The sequence below is a fragment of the Tatumella terrea genome, assembly GCF_039523755.1.
GTDB lineage: Bacteria > Pseudomonadota > Gammaproteobacteria > Enterobacterales > Enterobacteriaceae > Tatumella > Tatumella terrea.
The window spans coordinates 125800-141796 of the sequence record NZ_BAAAFX010000014.1 but is presented as its reverse complement, the minus strand read 5'-3'; the positions used below and the strand labels follow the sequence as shown (position 1 = coordinate 141796).

At 54.6% G+C, this 15997-nt stretch carries 14 protein-coding genes; 6 read left to right on the top strand and 8 right to left on the bottom strand.

Annotation, left to right across the window (positions count from 1 at the left end):
- Positions 1-47: 47 nt before the first annotated feature.
- From purC to ABD035_RS11115, 3 genes are all read left to right on the top strand, one after another.
- Positions 48-761, top strand: coding sequence for a phosphoribosylaminoimidazolesuccinocarboxamide synthase (gene purC, locus ABD035_RS11125; protein ID WP_212713304.1), 714 nt, complete (start codon positions 48-50; stop codon positions 759-761).
- A 186-nt stretch (positions 762-947) separates the two neighbouring features.
- Entirely contained in the window at positions 948-1838 is an 891-nt protein-coding gene (gene ypfJ, locus ABD035_RS11120) for a KPN_02809 family neutral zinc metallopeptidase (protein WP_343870180.1), read from the top strand.
- Entirely contained in the window at positions 1835-3838 is a 2004-nt protein-coding gene (locus tag ABD035_RS11115) for a tRNA(Met) cytidine acetyltransferase TmcA (protein WP_343870178.1), read from the top strand. The genes ypfJ and ABD035_RS11115 overlap by 4 nt, the downstream gene beginning before the upstream one ends.
- A 191-nt stretch (positions 3839-4029) precedes the next feature.
- On the opposite strand, the gene ABD035_RS11110 is transcribed toward ABD035_RS11115, so the two are convergent.
- Genes ABD035_RS11110 through ABD035_RS11100 form a run of 3 tightly spaced genes read right to left on the bottom strand, consistent with a single transcriptional unit; the run spans position 4030 to position 5748 of the window.
- Positions 4030-4218: a YpfN family protein gene (locus ABD035_RS11110; protein WP_212713306.1), complete on the bottom strand. Its 189-nt coding sequence runs from the start codon at positions 4216-4218 to the stop codon at positions 4030-4032.
- Between the two features lie 19 nt (positions 4219-4237).
- On the bottom strand, positions 4238-5365 hold the full coding sequence (dapE, locus tag ABD035_RS11105; RefSeq protein ID WP_343870176.1) for a succinyl-diaminopimelate desuccinylase: 1128 nt from the start codon (positions 5363-5365) through the stop codon (positions 4238-4240).
- The gene (locus ABD035_RS11100) at positions 5365-5748 is read right to left on the bottom strand and encodes an ArsC family reductase (protein ID WP_343870174.1); all 384 of its coding nucleotides are present in this window, start codon (positions 5746-5748) and stop codon (positions 5365-5367) included. The genes dapE and ABD035_RS11100 overlap by 1 nt, the downstream gene beginning before the upstream one ends.
- 572 nt (positions 5749-6320) lie before the next feature.
- Between ABD035_RS11100 and ansP the strand changes: the two genes are divergently transcribed.
- Both ansP and ABD035_RS11090 read left to right on the top strand, forming a co-directional pair.
- On the top strand, positions 6321-7796 hold the full coding sequence (gene ansP / locus ABD035_RS11095; RefSeq protein ID WP_343870172.1) for an L-asparagine permease: 1476 nt from the start codon (positions 6321-6323) through the stop codon (positions 7794-7796).
- 209 nt (positions 7797-8005) lie between these two features.
- A complete protein-coding gene (locus tag ABD035_RS11090) occupies positions 8006-9043 on the top strand; it encodes a DUF1176 domain-containing protein (RefSeq protein WP_343870170.1) in 1038 nt (345 codons plus the stop codon).
- On the opposite strand, the gene ampH is transcribed toward ABD035_RS11090, so the two are convergent.
- The 5 genes from ampH to amiA form a co-directional block, all read right to left on the bottom strand.
- The gene (gene ampH / locus ABD035_RS11085; RefSeq protein WP_212713311.1) at positions 9040-10182 is read right to left on the bottom strand and encodes a D-alanyl-D-alanine-carboxypeptidase/endopeptidase AmpH; all 1143 of its coding nucleotides are present in this window, start codon (positions 10180-10182) and stop codon (positions 9040-9042) included. The genes ABD035_RS11090 and ampH overlap by 4 nt on opposite strands.
- A 166-nt stretch (positions 10183-10348) precedes the next feature.
- Entirely contained in the window at positions 10349-12340 is a 1992-nt protein-coding gene (gene tkt, locus ABD035_RS11080) for a transketolase (RefSeq protein ID WP_343870167.1), read from the bottom strand.
- A gap of 43 nt (positions 12341-12383) precedes the next feature.
- Entirely contained in the window at positions 12384-13334 is a 951-nt protein-coding gene (gene tal, locus ABD035_RS11075; RefSeq protein ID WP_343870165.1) for a transaldolase, read from the bottom strand.
- A 188-nt stretch (positions 13335-13522) separates the two neighbouring features.
- Positions 13523-14431 carry an oxygen-dependent coproporphyrinogen oxidase gene (hemF, locus tag ABD035_RS11070; RefSeq protein WP_212713314.1) on the bottom strand — a complete coding sequence of 303 codons (909 nt, stop codon included), beginning with the start codon at positions 14429-14431 and terminating at the stop codon, positions 13523-13525.
- A gap of 37 nt (positions 14432-14468) precedes the next feature.
- On the bottom strand, positions 14469-15347 hold the full coding sequence (gene amiA / locus ABD035_RS11065) for an N-acetylmuramoyl-L-alanine amidase AmiA (RefSeq protein ID WP_212713315.1): 879 nt from the start codon (positions 15345-15347) through the stop codon (positions 14469-14471).
- A 209-nt stretch (positions 15348-15556) separates the two neighbouring features.
- Between amiA and ABD035_RS11060 the strand changes: the two genes are divergently transcribed.
- Positions 15557-15982 carry a GNAT family acetyltransferase gene (locus tag ABD035_RS11060; protein WP_212713316.1) on the top strand — a complete coding sequence of 142 codons (426 nt, stop codon included), beginning with the start codon at positions 15557-15559 and terminating at the stop codon, positions 15980-15982.
- The last annotated feature ends 15 nt before the right edge of the window (positions 15983-15997 follow it).

Sequence of the window (15997 nt, the reverse complement as noted above, 5' to 3'; positions counted from 1 at the left end):
AAAATCAGCAACCGTGCGTAAGTTCTTTCATGTTTGGAGTTAATAAGATGCAAAAGCAAGCTGAGTTGTATCGCGGCAAAGCTAAAACAGTGTTCAGTACTGAGAATCCTGACTTACTGATACTGGAATTCCGCAATGATACATCAGCAGGAGACGGGGCAAGAATCGAGCAGTTTGACCGCAAAGGAATGGTTAACAACAAGTTTAACTATTTTATTATGCAAAAGCTGCAACAGGCCGGCATTCCGACTCAGATGGAAAGATTGCTTTCTGACACCGAAGCCCTGGTGAAAAAACTCGATATGGTGCCGGTAGAGTGTGTGGTACGTAACCGTGCTGCCGGTTCTCTGGTGAAAAGACTGGGTGTGGAAGAGGGTATCCCCCTGAATCCGCCGCTGTTTGATCTTTTCCTGAAAGACGATGCTCATCATGACCCGATGATCAATGAATCTTATTGCGAAACCTTTGGCTGGGTCAGCCAGCAGCATCTGGCGCGGATGCGTGAACTGACGCTGCAGGCAAACACGGTACTGAGCCAGTTGTTTGATGACGCCGGGCTGATACTGGTGGACTTCAAACTGGAATTTGGTCTGTTCCGCGGTGAAGTCGTGCTGGGGGATGAATTTTCTCCGGACGGCGCACGCCTGTGGGATAAATCGACCATGGCTAAAATGGATAAAGACCGTTTCCGTCAGAGCCTGGGCGGTGTTGTGGAAGCTTATGAAGAAGTGGCTCACCGCCTGGGTGTACCGCTCGATTAATTTCCGCAGAACCTCGTACTGAAACGCCGGTAGGGCACTGTCTGGTGCCACCGGCGTTTTTGTTTTTGGCATATCCTGCCGGCCGTTTATCTCCCGCCTGTCTTTGCGTTATCTTCCGGTACTGGTTATCTTTCCGTTCAGCCACTAAAATCAGTCTATTGTAATAAAAAATAACAGAGGTAACAGATGCGTTGGCAAGGGCGTCGGGAAAGTGACAACGTAGAGGACAGACGTGATCAGTCCTCTGCTGACAGCAGCGGGACAGGGGGCGGAGGCATTCGTATTCCGCGGGGGAAAAGCGGTATTGTGATACTGATTGTGGTGGTGGTGGCCGGCTATTATGGCTATGACCTGACGCCGTTGCTCGGCGGCGGAAACTCTCAGAGCCAGGTGTCCACCTCTTCACAGACCACCGGGAAACCACAGCCTCATACGGCGGCGGATGACCAGGCGGCGAAGTTTACCTCGGTGATCCTCGCCTCCACAGAAGATGTCTGGGGGCAGATGTTCCAGAAAATGGGCCGCCATTATGTGGATCCTAAGCTGGTGATGTACCGGGGACATACCACCACCGGCTGCGGTACCGGACAGTCAGTGATGGGGCCTTTTTATTGCCCGGCGGATCAGACCGTTTATATCGATCTCTCCTTTTATGATGAGCTGAAAAATAAGCTGGGGGCCGGGGGGGACTTTGCTGACGGCTATGTGATCGCCCATGAAGTCGGTCACCACGTTCAGAAATTGTTAGGGATTGAAGAAAAGGTCAGACAACAGCAGCAGCAAGGCAGCAAGGCGGAAGCAAACCGCTTATCTGTGAAGCTGGAATTACAGGCCGATTGCTTTGCCGGGGTGTGGGGGCATTACATGCAGCAACAGAATGTACTGGACACCGGTGATCTGCAGGAGGCGCTGAATGCCGCAGAGGCGATTGGTGATGATAAGCTTCAACAGCAGAGCCAGGGACGTGTCGTGCCGGACAGCTTCACCCACGGAACATCACAACAGCGCTACAGCTGGTTCAAACGTGGTTTTGACAGCGGAGACCCGGCTCAGTGCAACACCTTTGCGGCTCAATGACAGCACTGCTTTTTGAATGTGAACAGATGCGGCGAACCGGGGTTCGCCGCCTTTGTATTATCAGTGGGGAGGACGGCTGGGTCAGTCAGTCAGCGCAGAGACTCCGGCAGAATCTGGCGGGGGACTGGCTGACCGTCAGTACCGATACACAGACGCTTTCCCCCTGTATACCCCCCTCAGCGGTCAGGCAATGTCTGGGCCGCGAGTTTCTTCATGCCATTTTTGATGCCCGATCCGGTTTTCATGCGGAAGCGCTGGCGACCGTGGCCGGAACCTTACTGGCCGGTAGCTGGATGCTCCTGCTGCTGCCGGCCCGTGAGAGGTGGGAGCACTGGCAGGATCAGGACAGCCTGCGCTGGGCCGATACCGCGGAGGCGATTGCCGTCCCCGGGTTTATGCGGCATCTGCAATCGGTGCTCGCCTCGTCCCCGGACGTCAGTTACCTGGAACAGTATCAGCCCGCCAGAGTAGCGCCGATCACCGGTCATCAGACATGGCAATGCCGCGCCCCCGCGCAGCAGGCAGTGTTACTTCACCGGCTACAGGCCATGCAGCAGGGCGTGGCGGTCGTCACTGCCCCCCGGGGACGCGGGAAATCTGCGCTGGCCGGCATGCTGGCCCGGGATAACCCGGGGGCACTGATCTCTGCACCCGCCAAAGTTTCTACCGAAGTCTTACAGCACTTTGCCGGGCAACATTTTCAGTTTATGGCCCCGGATGCGCTGATTGCTGCGGGGAAGACGGGAGAGGGCTGGCTGATTGTCGATGAAGCCGCGGCCATCCCCGCCCCCGTGTTGCAACAGATGGTCAGCCGCTTCAGGCGTGTGCTGCTCTGTACCACGGTGCAGGGCTATGAAGGCACAGGCCGCGGTTTTCTGCTGAAGTTTTGCGCCGGATTACCGGAGGTAGCTCAGTACACTCTTTCTGAACCGCTGCGCTGGGCGGCCGGGGATCCTCTGGAACGTTTTATTGATGCGCTGTTTCTGTTTGACGATAGCACCGCCCCCCCGGCCGGCCGGGGCACCGGCATCCGGCGTCTGCCGCCAGCGGTCTGGTCAGAGGAACCCGCGAAAGCACAGGACGTGTACCGCCTGCTGACGGCAGCCCATTACCGGACCTCACCGCTGGATTTACGGCGAATGATGGATGCTCCCGGCATGACTTTGCTGGTCGATGAAGCGAACACCGGGTTGCGGGGGGCCTTGTGGTTACTGGAGGAAGGCGGGCTCTCATTGCCGCTCAGTGAGGCGGTGTGGGCCGGATTTCGCCGTCCGAAAGGGAATCTGGTGGCACAGTCTCTGGCCGCCCATGCCGGTTTCCCTCAGGCGGCCTGCATGCATTCTCTGCGCATCAGTCGTATTGCCGTTCACCCGCAGGTGCGGCGTCAGGGGAGAGGCCGGGCACTGGTGATGGCAGCGATTACCGCGGCAGAAGGCTATGATTATCTGTCGGTCAGTTTCGGTTATACCCCTGAGCTATGGCATTTCTGGCGGTCATGCGGGTTTCGTCTGGTCAGACTGGGGACCCAGCGTGAAGCCAGTAGTGGCTGTTATGCGGCCATGGCTATCCTTCCGCGGACGGTGGCAGCAGAACAATTAGCCGCCGCCGCTGAGCGGCGATTATCCCGTGACGGGGGATATATGCGGCAGCGCGGGTTGTCAGATCCGGATTTACCTGTCGCTGAAGAAGACAGCGATACGGCACTGAATGATGAAGACTGGCGTGAGCTGGCGGCGTTCGCCTGGGGAAGGCGGCCGTTTGAATCGGCTTTCCCGGCACTGATGCGCTTACAGGCCAACCTGCCGCTATCTTTTCTCTGTTTATCTGCGCTGTCGGCTGAGGAGGGCGCTATCTGCGAGCAGCAGTCGGTCGTAGCGGCGGGGGGCAGAAAGGCGTGGCTGCGTCTGCTGCGTGAAGAAGTCGCTCAGGCATTGTCCGCACGTCATCCGTCCGTGGTCAGTCAGTGGGCCAGTCGGCTGCGGGCACTGCAAAACGTCTGATCCGCGGAGCAAGCTGCTCAGACGATATCGGCGATCCTCCGGCGCAAAGGGCAATCTGTGGAGATAAGACGGCCCCGCAGCAGGGCTGATGATGTCATTATCCGGCAGGGAGGATGTGGGGCCGGATGAAAAAACAGAGCCGGAAGGGGAGGAACACGGATATCCGCAGAGGATATCCGTGTGAGGTCTGATTATTTTTTCTTTGGCCAGTCGTCGTCGTCGTCCCACTTATCGTTGAAATCACGATGTGGCGGGAGTTCAGGTTTATTATCCAGATATTTCTTCGTATCGACGCGTTTCAGATCTTTATACACATTCATCAGAATGCCGACCATAAACACAATAATTAAAACCCACCAATACTCTTTTAACCATTCCATGACGTGACTCCTTCAGTCATCAGGCAATCAGCTGGTCCATGATCCTCTGGTACATCCGGCTGAGTGTTTGCAGATCAGATGCTTTCACACATTCATTAATTTTATGGATGGTGGCATTGACCGGCCCCAGTTCCACGACCTGCGTTCCCATCCGTGCGATAAAACGTCCGTCAGAGGTACCGCCGTTAGTCAGCAGTTGTGGCCTGATTTCATTATAGTGCTGAACTGCGTTTACTACCGCATCCACCAGTTTACCTTTCGGAGTAAGGAAAGGCTGCCCGGAAAGATTCCATTCCAGGGTGTACCGGAGCTGATGGCGTGTCAGCAGGGACTCCACCTGTTCACGGATCATGGTATCGGTCAGTTCCGTACTGAAACGGAAGTTGAACTGCACAAAAAGATCGCCCGGGATCACGTTATTACTGCCGGTACCGGCCTGAATATTGGCAATCTGCATGCTGGTGGGGGGGAAGAACTCATTACCTTCATCCCAGCGGGTGGCCGCCAGCTCAGTCAGTGCCGGCAATGCGCGGTGTACCGGGTTATCGGCAAGGTGCGGATAAGCCACGTGGCCCTGCACACCATGTACCGTCAGATTCGCGGTAATGGATCCCCGACGGCCATTTTTAACCACATCCCCGACCACTTCGGTACTGGAGGGTTCACCGACCAGGCAGTAGTCCATGCGCTCCCGGCGCGCCATCAGAGCATCAACCACTTTGACGGTACCGTTTATTCCGCTCGCCTCTTCATCAGACGTGATCAGGAAGGCCAGGCGACCACGATGGTTCGGGGTCATGGTGACAAAGCGCTCCGCAGCCACCACCATGGCCGCCAGTGACCCTTTCATATCGGCCGCGCCACGACCAAACAACATACCGTCGCGGATCGTCGGTTCAAAAGGCGGGTTTAACCAGTGGCGGGCCTCTCCCGGCGGGACGACATCGGTATGGCCTGCAAAGGCCAGTGTTTCGCCTTCGCCCCGGGTCGCCCAGAAGTTTTTGGTATCTCCAAAATTCATCGGTTCAATCCGGAAACCGATCGCTTTCAGACGGTCGGTTAACAGCGACTGACACCCGGCATCCTCAGGACTTACCGAAGGACAACGGATCAGTTGCTGTGCAAGCTCAATAACGGGGCAAAACATTATACATTCTCCTGAATAAACGTCAGGTAAGTGGAAGGTGAAAAACCGGCGAGCAGGTGACCGTTGGCTGCACATAACAGCGGACGTTTAATCACGGCCGGATGTTCCAGCATCACCCTGACAGCGCTGGCATTATCCTGAACGGTGTCACGGAGTTCTTCAGGGAGGTTTCGCCAGGTGGTACCGCGCTTATTCAGCAGCGTTTCATAGCCCAGTGTGTCAACAAATGCCGATATGCGACGGCTGTCGATTCCGTCAGCACGGTAATCATGGAAGCGGAAAGCAACGCCCTGTTCTTCAAGAAAGCGACGTGCTTTACGCATGGTGTCGCAGTTCTTAATTCCATACAGGGTCAGGCAGGGAGTGGTTTCATTATTTATCATTCAGGGGAACAACCTGTTATTAAAAGTGCTGCCAGCCACACCAGAGGACTGGTCTGATAAACCATTTATCATCTATGCCTGTGATAATGCCGTATCGGCGCCGTTTAATCTACCCTGCTGTCATGCCGTTGGCCTTGACTGGCGCGGGGGGAAGGCCATTTTCGGCAGATAAAACGCTACGTCGGGAGTCCGGTTGCGGATCCTATGGTTTTGTTCTGTTGTGGATATGCCCCGGGTATCTCACCGTCCCGTCGCGGGCCAGGGGAAAGGGGTGACAGAACATTGTCTTACATTTTTCAACGACAGGCGCTGAAATACGGTTTTTTTGATACAAAACACCCGACATAACATTAAATTATATTACTTTTGCCCACAGGGTAACGACAGACTGTGATCCCCGACGAATAACGGGTCTTTACGGAGGATGTATTTAACGGGTAGGATGCGACGCCCCATTTTTTTCTTATGACAGAATTTTATGACGTTGCGTGGGATGTTGTACTCCGTTCGCAATATCCAAAACGCAAACGATTACTGTTGTGTGGCAGATGGTCAGGACAAACAGGATAACTATGAAACATACAAAAAAAACAGCCGAAGAGTTACGAGTGGCAAAGCGTAAATGGCTTAATTCGCACGATGCCGGTTACCGGAAAGAGATGGGTAACCGACAGGTACAGATGATTGCTATTGGTGGTGCGATCGGTACCGGATTATTTCTGGGCGCCGGGGCCCGTTTACAGGCAGCCGGTCCGGCACTGGCTCTGGTCTACCTGGTCTGTGGTATTTTTTCCTTTTTCATTCTCCGTGCACTGGGTGAACTGGTGCTGCATCGCCCGTCGAGCGGGAGTTTTGTCTCTTACGCCCGTGAATTTATGGGCGAAAAGGCCTCCTACGTTGCCGGCTGGATGTATTTTGTTAACTGGGCAATGACCGGTATTGTCGATATTACTGCCGTGGCGTTGTATATGCATTACTGGGGTGCATTCGGTGACGTCCCGCAATGGGTCATTGCGCTGGGGGCCTTAGCGGTCGTCGGTACCATGAATATGGTCGGGGTGAAGTGGTTCGCCGAAATGGAGTTCTGGTTTGCGCTGATTAAAGTCATTGCTATCGTGGTGTTCCTGATCGTCGGTGTGGTTTTTCTCGGCAGCGGCAAACCTCTGGCGGGCAGTCAGCCTGGTTTCCATCTGATCACCGATAACGGGGGCTTATTCCCGCATGGACTGTTAGCGGCACTGGTGCTGGTGCAGGGCGTGGTATTTGCTTTTGCCTCTATTGAGCTGGTGGGGACTGCGGCCGGTGAATGTAAAAACCCGAAAATCATGGTGCCGAAAGCGATCAACAGTGTTATCTGGCGTATCGGCCTGTTTTATGTAGGTTCTGTAGTCCTGCTGGTCCTGTTACTGCCCTGGAATGCCTATCAGTCCGGTGAAAGTCCGTTTGTGACATTCTTCTCTAAACTGGGTATCCCGTATATTGGCAGCATTATGAACATTGTGGTACTGAGTGCCGCGCTGTCCAGCCTGAATTCCGGCCTCTATTCGACCGGCCGTATTCTGCGCTCAATGTCGATGGGCGGGTCGGCACCGAAGTTTATGTCGCGGATGAACCGTCAGCAGGTCCCTTATGCAGGTATTCTGGTGACTATCGGGGTCTATATTTTCGGGGTACTGCTCAACTATCTGGTGCCTTCTCAGGTATTCGAAATCGTTCTTAATGTGGCATCACTGGGGATCATCTCTTCCTGGGGCTTTATCGTGTTATGCCAGCTGAAACTACGTAAGGCGATTAAAGAAGGGAAAGCGGAAGATATCAGCTTCAAGTTGCCGGGGGCTCCGTTCACCTCCTGGCTGACCTTACTGTTCCTGTTCAGTGTGCTGGTTCTGATGGCTTTCGACTACCCTAACGGGACTTATACTATCGCCTCTATCCCGCTGATTATGATCATACTGGCTGCCGGCTGGTTTGGCGTGCGCAAACGCGTTAATGCGATTGCTGCACAGCAACATGATCATGCCGGGAGCGTGCCGCTGGATAAGCTTTGATTTCCGGTAATGCATAAGATGAAAAACCTGCCGCCGGCAGGTTTTTTTTTAGCCGTGGCAGGTCAGCCAATCCTGAAACTTACCGCAGAGCCGATTAATCAACAAGAGTCCGAAGATTCTTATTGAGGCAGACCAGGGCATTCCGGATGATTCCTGTTTAGTTCGTCTGTACCGGAGATCCTGTCCGGCGCCTTCCCCGGTAAAGTGTTATGCAACTATATAAAATTCTTTTGTTATCGTTATTGCTCCCGGCGGGGGCCAGCCACGCGGCACAACCGGTCCAGACAATTATTTCCGGATGGGAGTTAACCTGTGATAATTTTTCTGCCTGTCAGGGACGGAATCTGAACAGCGATGGCGGGTTAATTATCAGCTTCTACCGGACAGCTTCCCGGGCGCCGGTCAGCTGGCTGCATGTTGAACTGCATCCGCACGCAGCGCTACCCGCGACAGAGACCCCGCTGACACAACGACTTAAGATAGATAACCAGCCGCTGACGCCGGTCCCGGCACAGGAGAGCAGCCACGCGTTACTGATCGATAATCCTGAGGCCGCACAGCAGATACTGTCGGCGCTGGTGCACGGTAACCGCCTGACCGCCGGTCAGCCCGGCGGGGGCGGGATATCCCTGACGGCTCTGGGGGCGGTACTGGCAGAGGCCGACAGAATCCAGTCGGCGGTACAGCCTGCATCCTCCGGACCGGAAACGCCCCCGATTCTGACGGTGGGCGGCGGTCAGCCGGCACCGGTCACGCCACTGACGGCTTCCGAGATCAGGGATTTTGTAGATTACGCAATTTCGCAGATAGATGTGAACAGTTGTCCGCTGGCCCCGGTATTCCGGCAGATCAAGCTGGCGGCCCTGAGTAATTCACAAGCCCTGATGCTGATCAGCTGTGAAAGTGCAGCGTACAATACCTTCTACCAGGCTTACCGAATCAGCCGTCAGGCACCGTTTATTGCCCGGCGCCAGGTCTTCCGTCTGCCGTTTACTTATCCGCAAGGGTTCGACCTGACGAATGTCCGTTATGATCCACAAACCCGTGAACTGACGACGTTATTATGGGGAAGGGCGTTGGGGGATTGCGGAACGGCCAGCCACTGGCGTTACGATGGTCAACAGTTTGTGCTGGAGAAATTCAGCAGTGAAAGTGGCTGTGACCACTGGCATACCGCCAGTGACTGGCCGGTATTATGGTCATCACCGTCTGCGGACAGAACCCTGCCCGCAGACGCCGGAACCTAAGGGCGGTGATTACTGACCAGTGCGGTGATCAGTTCGTTGACGCCATTACTCATCGGCATAAAATGGCTGGCACCGGTGCGGGCGACCACAATAAAGACCCCCACATTATGTTCAGGTGACATGGCGATATAAGTCATAAAGCCGCCACCTCCGCCGGTTTTTTCCAGCAGTGCGGGTCTCTCACCGTCCGCAGGCATATGCAGCCATCCCATGCCGATAGCATCGGCCCGGCCGGCGACATCCATCCCGTTAACACGCAACAGAGAAGAACGCGGATAAATCATTTTTTGCAGGTCAGGTGCTAACGGTGAACGCGGATGCCCGGTGGCGCTCAGGAACTGCTGCATCCAGCGGCCCATATCCTCAGGGGTGGAATAGACCCCACCGCTACCGATGGCGGCCAGGGTGTTATCACACGGGCTGGCATTCTCTTCCGGGATCATCAGCCTTTCACACTGGTCCGGTGACGGTGTAAAAGTGGTGTCTTTCATACCCAGCGGCCGGGTGACCAGTGTACGAAGCAACTGAGGATAAGGCTGACCGGCGGCTCGCGACAGGGCATCAGCCAGGAAGTCAAAGCCAAGGTTGGAGTAGGAGACTTCAGTCCCTGGCGAGTATTTGAGTCTGGCATGGGCAAGCCAGGACCAGCGCTGATTGTGCACCGGCCAGACAAAGACCGGACGGTTCGCTCTACCGCCAGGCATTTCACGGGGCAGGCCGGCACTGTGGGTCGCCAGGTTGATTAACCGGATACTGTTACCATGCCACGTCGGGACGACGGCACCCTTTGGTGCATAGCGGCTCAGGGGATCATTAAAGTGAACCCGGCCGGATTCGGCGAGATGGACCAGTACATCGGTGGTCATCAGTTTACTCAGCGACGCTATCCTCACCACTGAATCTTTCCCCGGATGGATACGGCTTCCCGGCCGGGTTTCTCCCAGACCGGTAAAGACCCGCTCGTTGCCATCGATAACCATGATCGCCATACCGGCGGCCCGGGTACCCTTGAAAATCTGATCCGCATAACGGTCGGTAATCTGAGATGTCAGTTCCGGTGACGGGGTGACCTGTGCCTGGCTACAGAATGAATAAAGTGAGCCAGCCAGCGCCAGCAAAAGTGATGCATGCTTTTTCAATCGATAATGTCCGTGGAAAATCAGTGGATAACGGGAAAGGGATAGTGTAATGGGTTTAACGCTGGCGGAAAGAGAATAATCAGGGATTTTATGTATCCTGATATGAGAATCGTTACGCTTTTTAAAAATCTCCCTCTTTTCGTTACGAAAAGAGGGAGCGGAGGGATTACAACAGAGCGTTAGCTTTCGCCACCACGTTCTCCACGGTGAAGCCGAACTCTTTAAACAGCAGATCTGCCGGGGCTGACTCGCCGAAGCTGGTCATACCGACAATCGCACCGTTCAGGCCGGTATACTTGTACCAGAAGTCAGCGATAGCTGCCTCGATAGCCACACGGGCGGTGACCGCCGCCGGCAGTACCGATTCACGATACGCCGCATCCTGCTTATCGAAGGTATCCGTTGACGGCATTGAAACGACCCGGACCTTACGGCCCTGGCCGCTCAGCTGCTCTGCGGCCGCCACGGCCAGAGAGACTTCTGAACCGGTCGCAATCAGGATCAGTTCCGGCTGACCGTCACAGTCCTTCAGTACATAGCCGCCGCGGGCGACGTTCGCCAGCTGCTCCGCGCTGCGTGGCTGCTGTGGCAGGTTCTGGCGGGAGAAGATCAGCGCGGTCGGGCCGTCCTGACGTTCGATAGCGTATTTCCATGCCACCGCCGATTCCACCTGGTCACCCGGACGCCAGGTACTCATGTTCGGGGTGGTGCGCAGGCTGGCCAGCTGCTCGACCGGCTGGTGAGTCGGGCCGTCTTCCCCCAGACCGATAGAGTCATGGGTGTAGACCAGCACCTGACGGATTTTCATCAGGGCTGCCATACGGGTTGCGTTACGCGCATATTCCACAAACATCAGGAAAGTTGCGGTATAAGGCAGGAAGCCGCCATGCAGCGCGATACCGTTCGCCACCGCGGTCATACCGAACTCGCGCACACCGTAATGGATATAGTTACCGGCGGCATCTTCGTTGATCGGTTTAGAGCCGGACCACATGGTCAGGTTGCTCGGTGCCAGGTCGGCTGAACCGCCCAGATATTCCGGCAGCAGTTTACCGAACGCTTCAATGGCATTCTGTGAGGCTTTACGGCTGGCGATGTTCGCCGGGTTTACCTGCAGCTGTTCGATGTATTTCTGTGACTCTTCCTGCCAGTTTTCCGGCAGTTTATCCGTGGTACGACGGATGAATTCCTCAGCCAGCGCCGGGAAAGCCTGCTGATAAGCAGCAAATTTCTTATCCCACGCCTGCTCTTTCTCAGTACCGGCGTTTTTGGCATCCCAGGCCGCATAAATATCGTCAGGGATTTCAAACGGTGCGTAGTTCCAGTCCAGCTGTTTACGGGTCAGTGCGATTTCCTCGTCACCCAGCGGGGCGCCGTGAGAATCGTGGGTGCCGGCTTTGTTCGGCGAACCGAAACCGATGACCGTTTTGCAAATCAGCAGTGACGGTTTGTCGGTCACACTGCGTGCTTCTTCCACCGCGCGGCGGATAGCGTCATGGTCGTGACCATCGATACCGCGGATCACATGCCAGTTATAGGCTTCGAAACGCATACCGGTATCGTCGGTAAACCAGCCATCGGTATGACCATCGATGGAGATCCCGTTATCGTCATAGAACGCGATCAGTTTACCCAGTTTCAGGGTACCGGCCAGCGAACAGGCTTCGTGAGAGATCCCTTCCATCATGCAGCCATCACCCATAAATGCATAGGTGTAGTGGTCGACGATATCGTGGCCCGGACGGTTAAACTGGGCAGCCAGCGTGCGCTCAGCAATGGCAAAACCGACGGCATTGGCAATGCCCTGGCCCAGCGGCCCGGTGGTGGTTTCCACGCCCGGGGTGTAACCGTATTCCGGGTGACCCGGGGTACGGGAGTGCAGCTGGCGGAAGTTTTTCAGTTCCTGAATCGGCAGATCATACCCGGTGAGGTGCAGCAGGCTGTAAATCAGCATCGAACCGTGGCCGTTAGACAGCACAAAGCGGTCCCGATCGGCCCAGGACGGGTTCTGCGGGTTATGATTCAGGAAATCACGCCATAACACTTCGGCAATATCCGCCATGCCCATCGGGGCGCCCGGGTGACCGGATTTGGCTTGTTGTACGGCATCCATACTGAGGGCACGAATAGCATTCGCGAGTGCGTTATGAGAAGGCATAGTACATTCCAATCGGTTAATAAAAAGTTAATGAATATAAAAACTATAGCCGGGCTGCCAGCATGTCTTCCAGTTTTTGCTGGTCGATAGCGAGCTGACGTATCCCTTCAGCCAGTTTTTCCACAGCCATAGCCTCCTGATTATGCAGCCAGCGAAATTCATCTTCGGCGAGCGGGGCTGGCTGATGGAACGCTTCAGTCGAAGGAATAAGTTGACGTTCAATGGTGGATTCTGAGTCCTTCAGTGCCCGAAGTAATTCCGGTGACACTGCCAACCGGTCGCAGCCGGCCAGTGCAAGCACCTGTTCCGGTTGACGGAAGCCGGTAGCCATCACGATCGTCATATAGCGATGTTTCTTATAATAGTCGTAAATCGCTCTGACTGATTTCACACCAGGGTCATTTTCTGCAACATAAGATGAATCAGGATAACGGCTCTGATACCAGTCGCAGACAGGTCCGACGGGCGCTGAGATCAGACAGACACCGGCTTCAGCGCAGGCCCGGGCCTGAGCGAACGAGAACAGCAGCGTCAGGTTGCACCGGATACCGTTCTGTTCCAGCGTTTCAGCCGCTTTAATTCCCTCCCAGGTCGCAGCCAGCGTAATCAGCAACCGGGAACGGTCAATGCCCTGTTCTTCGTACATTTTAACCAGCTTTTCGGCGCGCGAGACGCACAATCCACGGTTAAAGGAGAGGCGTGGATCGATCCCGGCAGATACCCCTCCAGGAATATGTTTCAGGATTTCGACACCGGAATTGACTGCCAACCGGTCACTGGCGTTGATGATACGGGTTTCCCGGTTTCCGCCTTGCAGACTGGCATACTGAATCGCCTCTGCGATCAGTGGCTGGTAGTCGGGTAAGGTGGCCGCATTCAGTATCAGCGAGGGCGTGAGGGTGGCGTCATGGGGCTGATACGCAAGCACAGCGTGAATATCGTCACTGTCGGTGACCACAGTCGTAAATTCTTTTAATGCGTCAAGCGGATGCATAATCCGGTTCTCGTCTCTTCAGAAGCGGGTTTCCGTGGCAAACGGAATCAACCGTAACAGTAATTTAACACTGTGCCGGAGTTTTTTCGGGAAGAAAATACGTTTTCTCCGATAGTAGCAACAGGGGAGACTAAAAAACGGGGAAGCGGGAGAGCAGGGACGCTCTCCCTTCAGAATAAGGGTGGGGATCAGATCCAGTCGTTTACCGGTAAGAATTTTTCATACAATTCGGCTTCAGGGCTGCCTGCTTCCGGCTGGTAGTTATACTCCCAGCGTACCTGCGGCGGCATTGACATCAGGATAGATTCGGTCCGGCCTCCGGTCTGTAAACCGAACAGGGTACCGCGGTCCCAGACCAGATTAAATTCCACATAACGTCCGCGCCGGTATAACTGGAACTGGCGTTCACGCTCACCCCAGCCCAGAGACTTACGACGTTCGACGATCGGCAGATAAGCTTCTGTGAAGCCAAGCCCGACCGCCTGCATAAATGAGAAGCAGTGGTCAAAATCCGGGCTGTTCAGGTCATCAAAGAACAATCCACCGATACCGCGCTGTTCATCACGGTGGCGCAGATAGAAGTAGTCATCACACCACTTTTTATACCGGGGATAGACGTCTTCACCAAACGGCTGACAAATATTCCGAGCGGTCTGATGCCAGTGCACGGCATCTTCTGTAAAACCGTAATAAGGCGTCAGATCAAAGCCCCCGCCAAACCACCAGATAGGGTCAGCACCGGGTTTTTCTGCAATAAAAAAGCGGACATTGGCATGGCTGGTCGGTATATACGGGCTGTGCGGATGGATGACCAGCGAAACGCCCATCGCTTCAAAACTGCGGCCCGCCAGTTCAGGCCGGTGGGCTGTGGCCGAGGCCGGCAGGTTATTTCCGGAGACATGAGAAAAATTAACGCCCGCCTGCTCGAAAACCGCCCCTTCACGCAACACGCGTGAACGTCCGCCACCACCGCCTTCCCGCTGCCAGACATCTTCGCTGAAACCTGTTTTACCATCAGCATCAGCCAGTTGCTGACAGATATTGTCCTGCAATGACAGCAGGAAGTTTTTGACCTGATTCTTGTCGGGAGCGCTCATATCACTTTATTCGTTGAGGGGTTTCCGGGGATTATACCTAACTTACCCGGCGATTGTGGACCACTGACTCATTATAATAATTCACGATCCCTTCAGTGATTGCCCCGGCAATTTTACGCCGGAAGGCCGTCGTCCCCAGCAATTTCTCTTCTGACGGGTTGGTAATAAACGAGGTTTCCACCAGAACCGAAGGAATTGACGGTGATTTCAGCACGGCAAACGCGGCCTGTTCGGTGACCTGGCTGTGCAGGTGATGCACCGGACGGATACGTTCAATAACATGTTTCCCCAGCGTCAGGCTGTTTTTTATGGTGTTGGTCTGTACCAGGTCAAACAGGATCTGCTGCAGATAGTGGTCTTTTTCCTCGACTTTGAGTCCGGCGACTTTATCGGCAGAGTTTTCGCGATCTGAAAGATAGCGGGCCATGGCACTGGTGGCTCCCCGGTTAGAGAGGGCGAAGACCGAGGCACCATGAGCATCCGGGCTGGTATAGCCGTCAGCATGAATGGACATAAACAAGTCGGCACCGTGCTGACTGGCGATTTCCACACGCTGATACAGCGGGATAAAGTGGTCGCTGTCACGGGTCAACCGCGCTTCAATATAGGGATGATTGTTCAGCATCTGACGGACGTTACCGGCAATTTCCAGCACCACGTGTTTTTCCATGGAGCCTTCTTCACCGACGGCACCGGAGTCGATCCCGCCATGACCCGGGTCCAGCATGACAATAAACTTACCGTTTTTGGCAGGCTTATGGGGCTGCGGCGTATGGGCTGCCTGCGCTCTGAGATCTGGCTCTTTTGCCAGCACCGCCCTGGGTGACAGTACTGCCAATGCCAGACCGGAAAAGAGTAGCTGGCGGCGGTTCACCAGTTGTTTCATCGGGGACAATTTTTTCATCTGCAGTTCCATTCTGGTAATTATTTAGTTAATACCATTGTGTTATATCGTAACAACCCTGCTTTTGCGACAAAGCAAATATTTCAGCCTTTTACCGAGTATTGCAGTTCTGTTCTTTACAAATATCAGAATTTTCGGCTTTGTTTCATGCTTCAGGCTTGCAGTGAGGGCGGAAAACGCCATAATCAGCGGATATCTGTAATGTAAAAGGGGCATCGGCGATGGAAATACGGGTATTTCGCCAGGAAGATTTTGACGAAGTTATTACGCTATGGGAGCGTTGTGATTTATTACGCCCATGGAATGATCCGGAAATGGATATCGAGCGTAAAATGAGCCATGATCCTGATTTATTCCTGGTTGCCGTGTTAGGCGGTGAAATTGTTGCCACGGTGATGGGGGGGTATGACGGTCATCGCGGCTCTGTCTATTATCTGGGGGTGGATCCGGACTATCGCGGTCGTGGTTTTGCAAATGCCATGATGACCCGGCTGGAGAAAAAACTGGTCGCCAGAGGCTGTCCAAAGATCAATCTGATGGTTCGTGAAGAGAATGATGTGGTTCTCGGGTTTTACGAAAAACTGGAATACGAAACGGTTGACTCGGTATTACTGGGTAAACGACTGATTGAAGACAGGGAATATTGATCTGCCTGTCCCCGC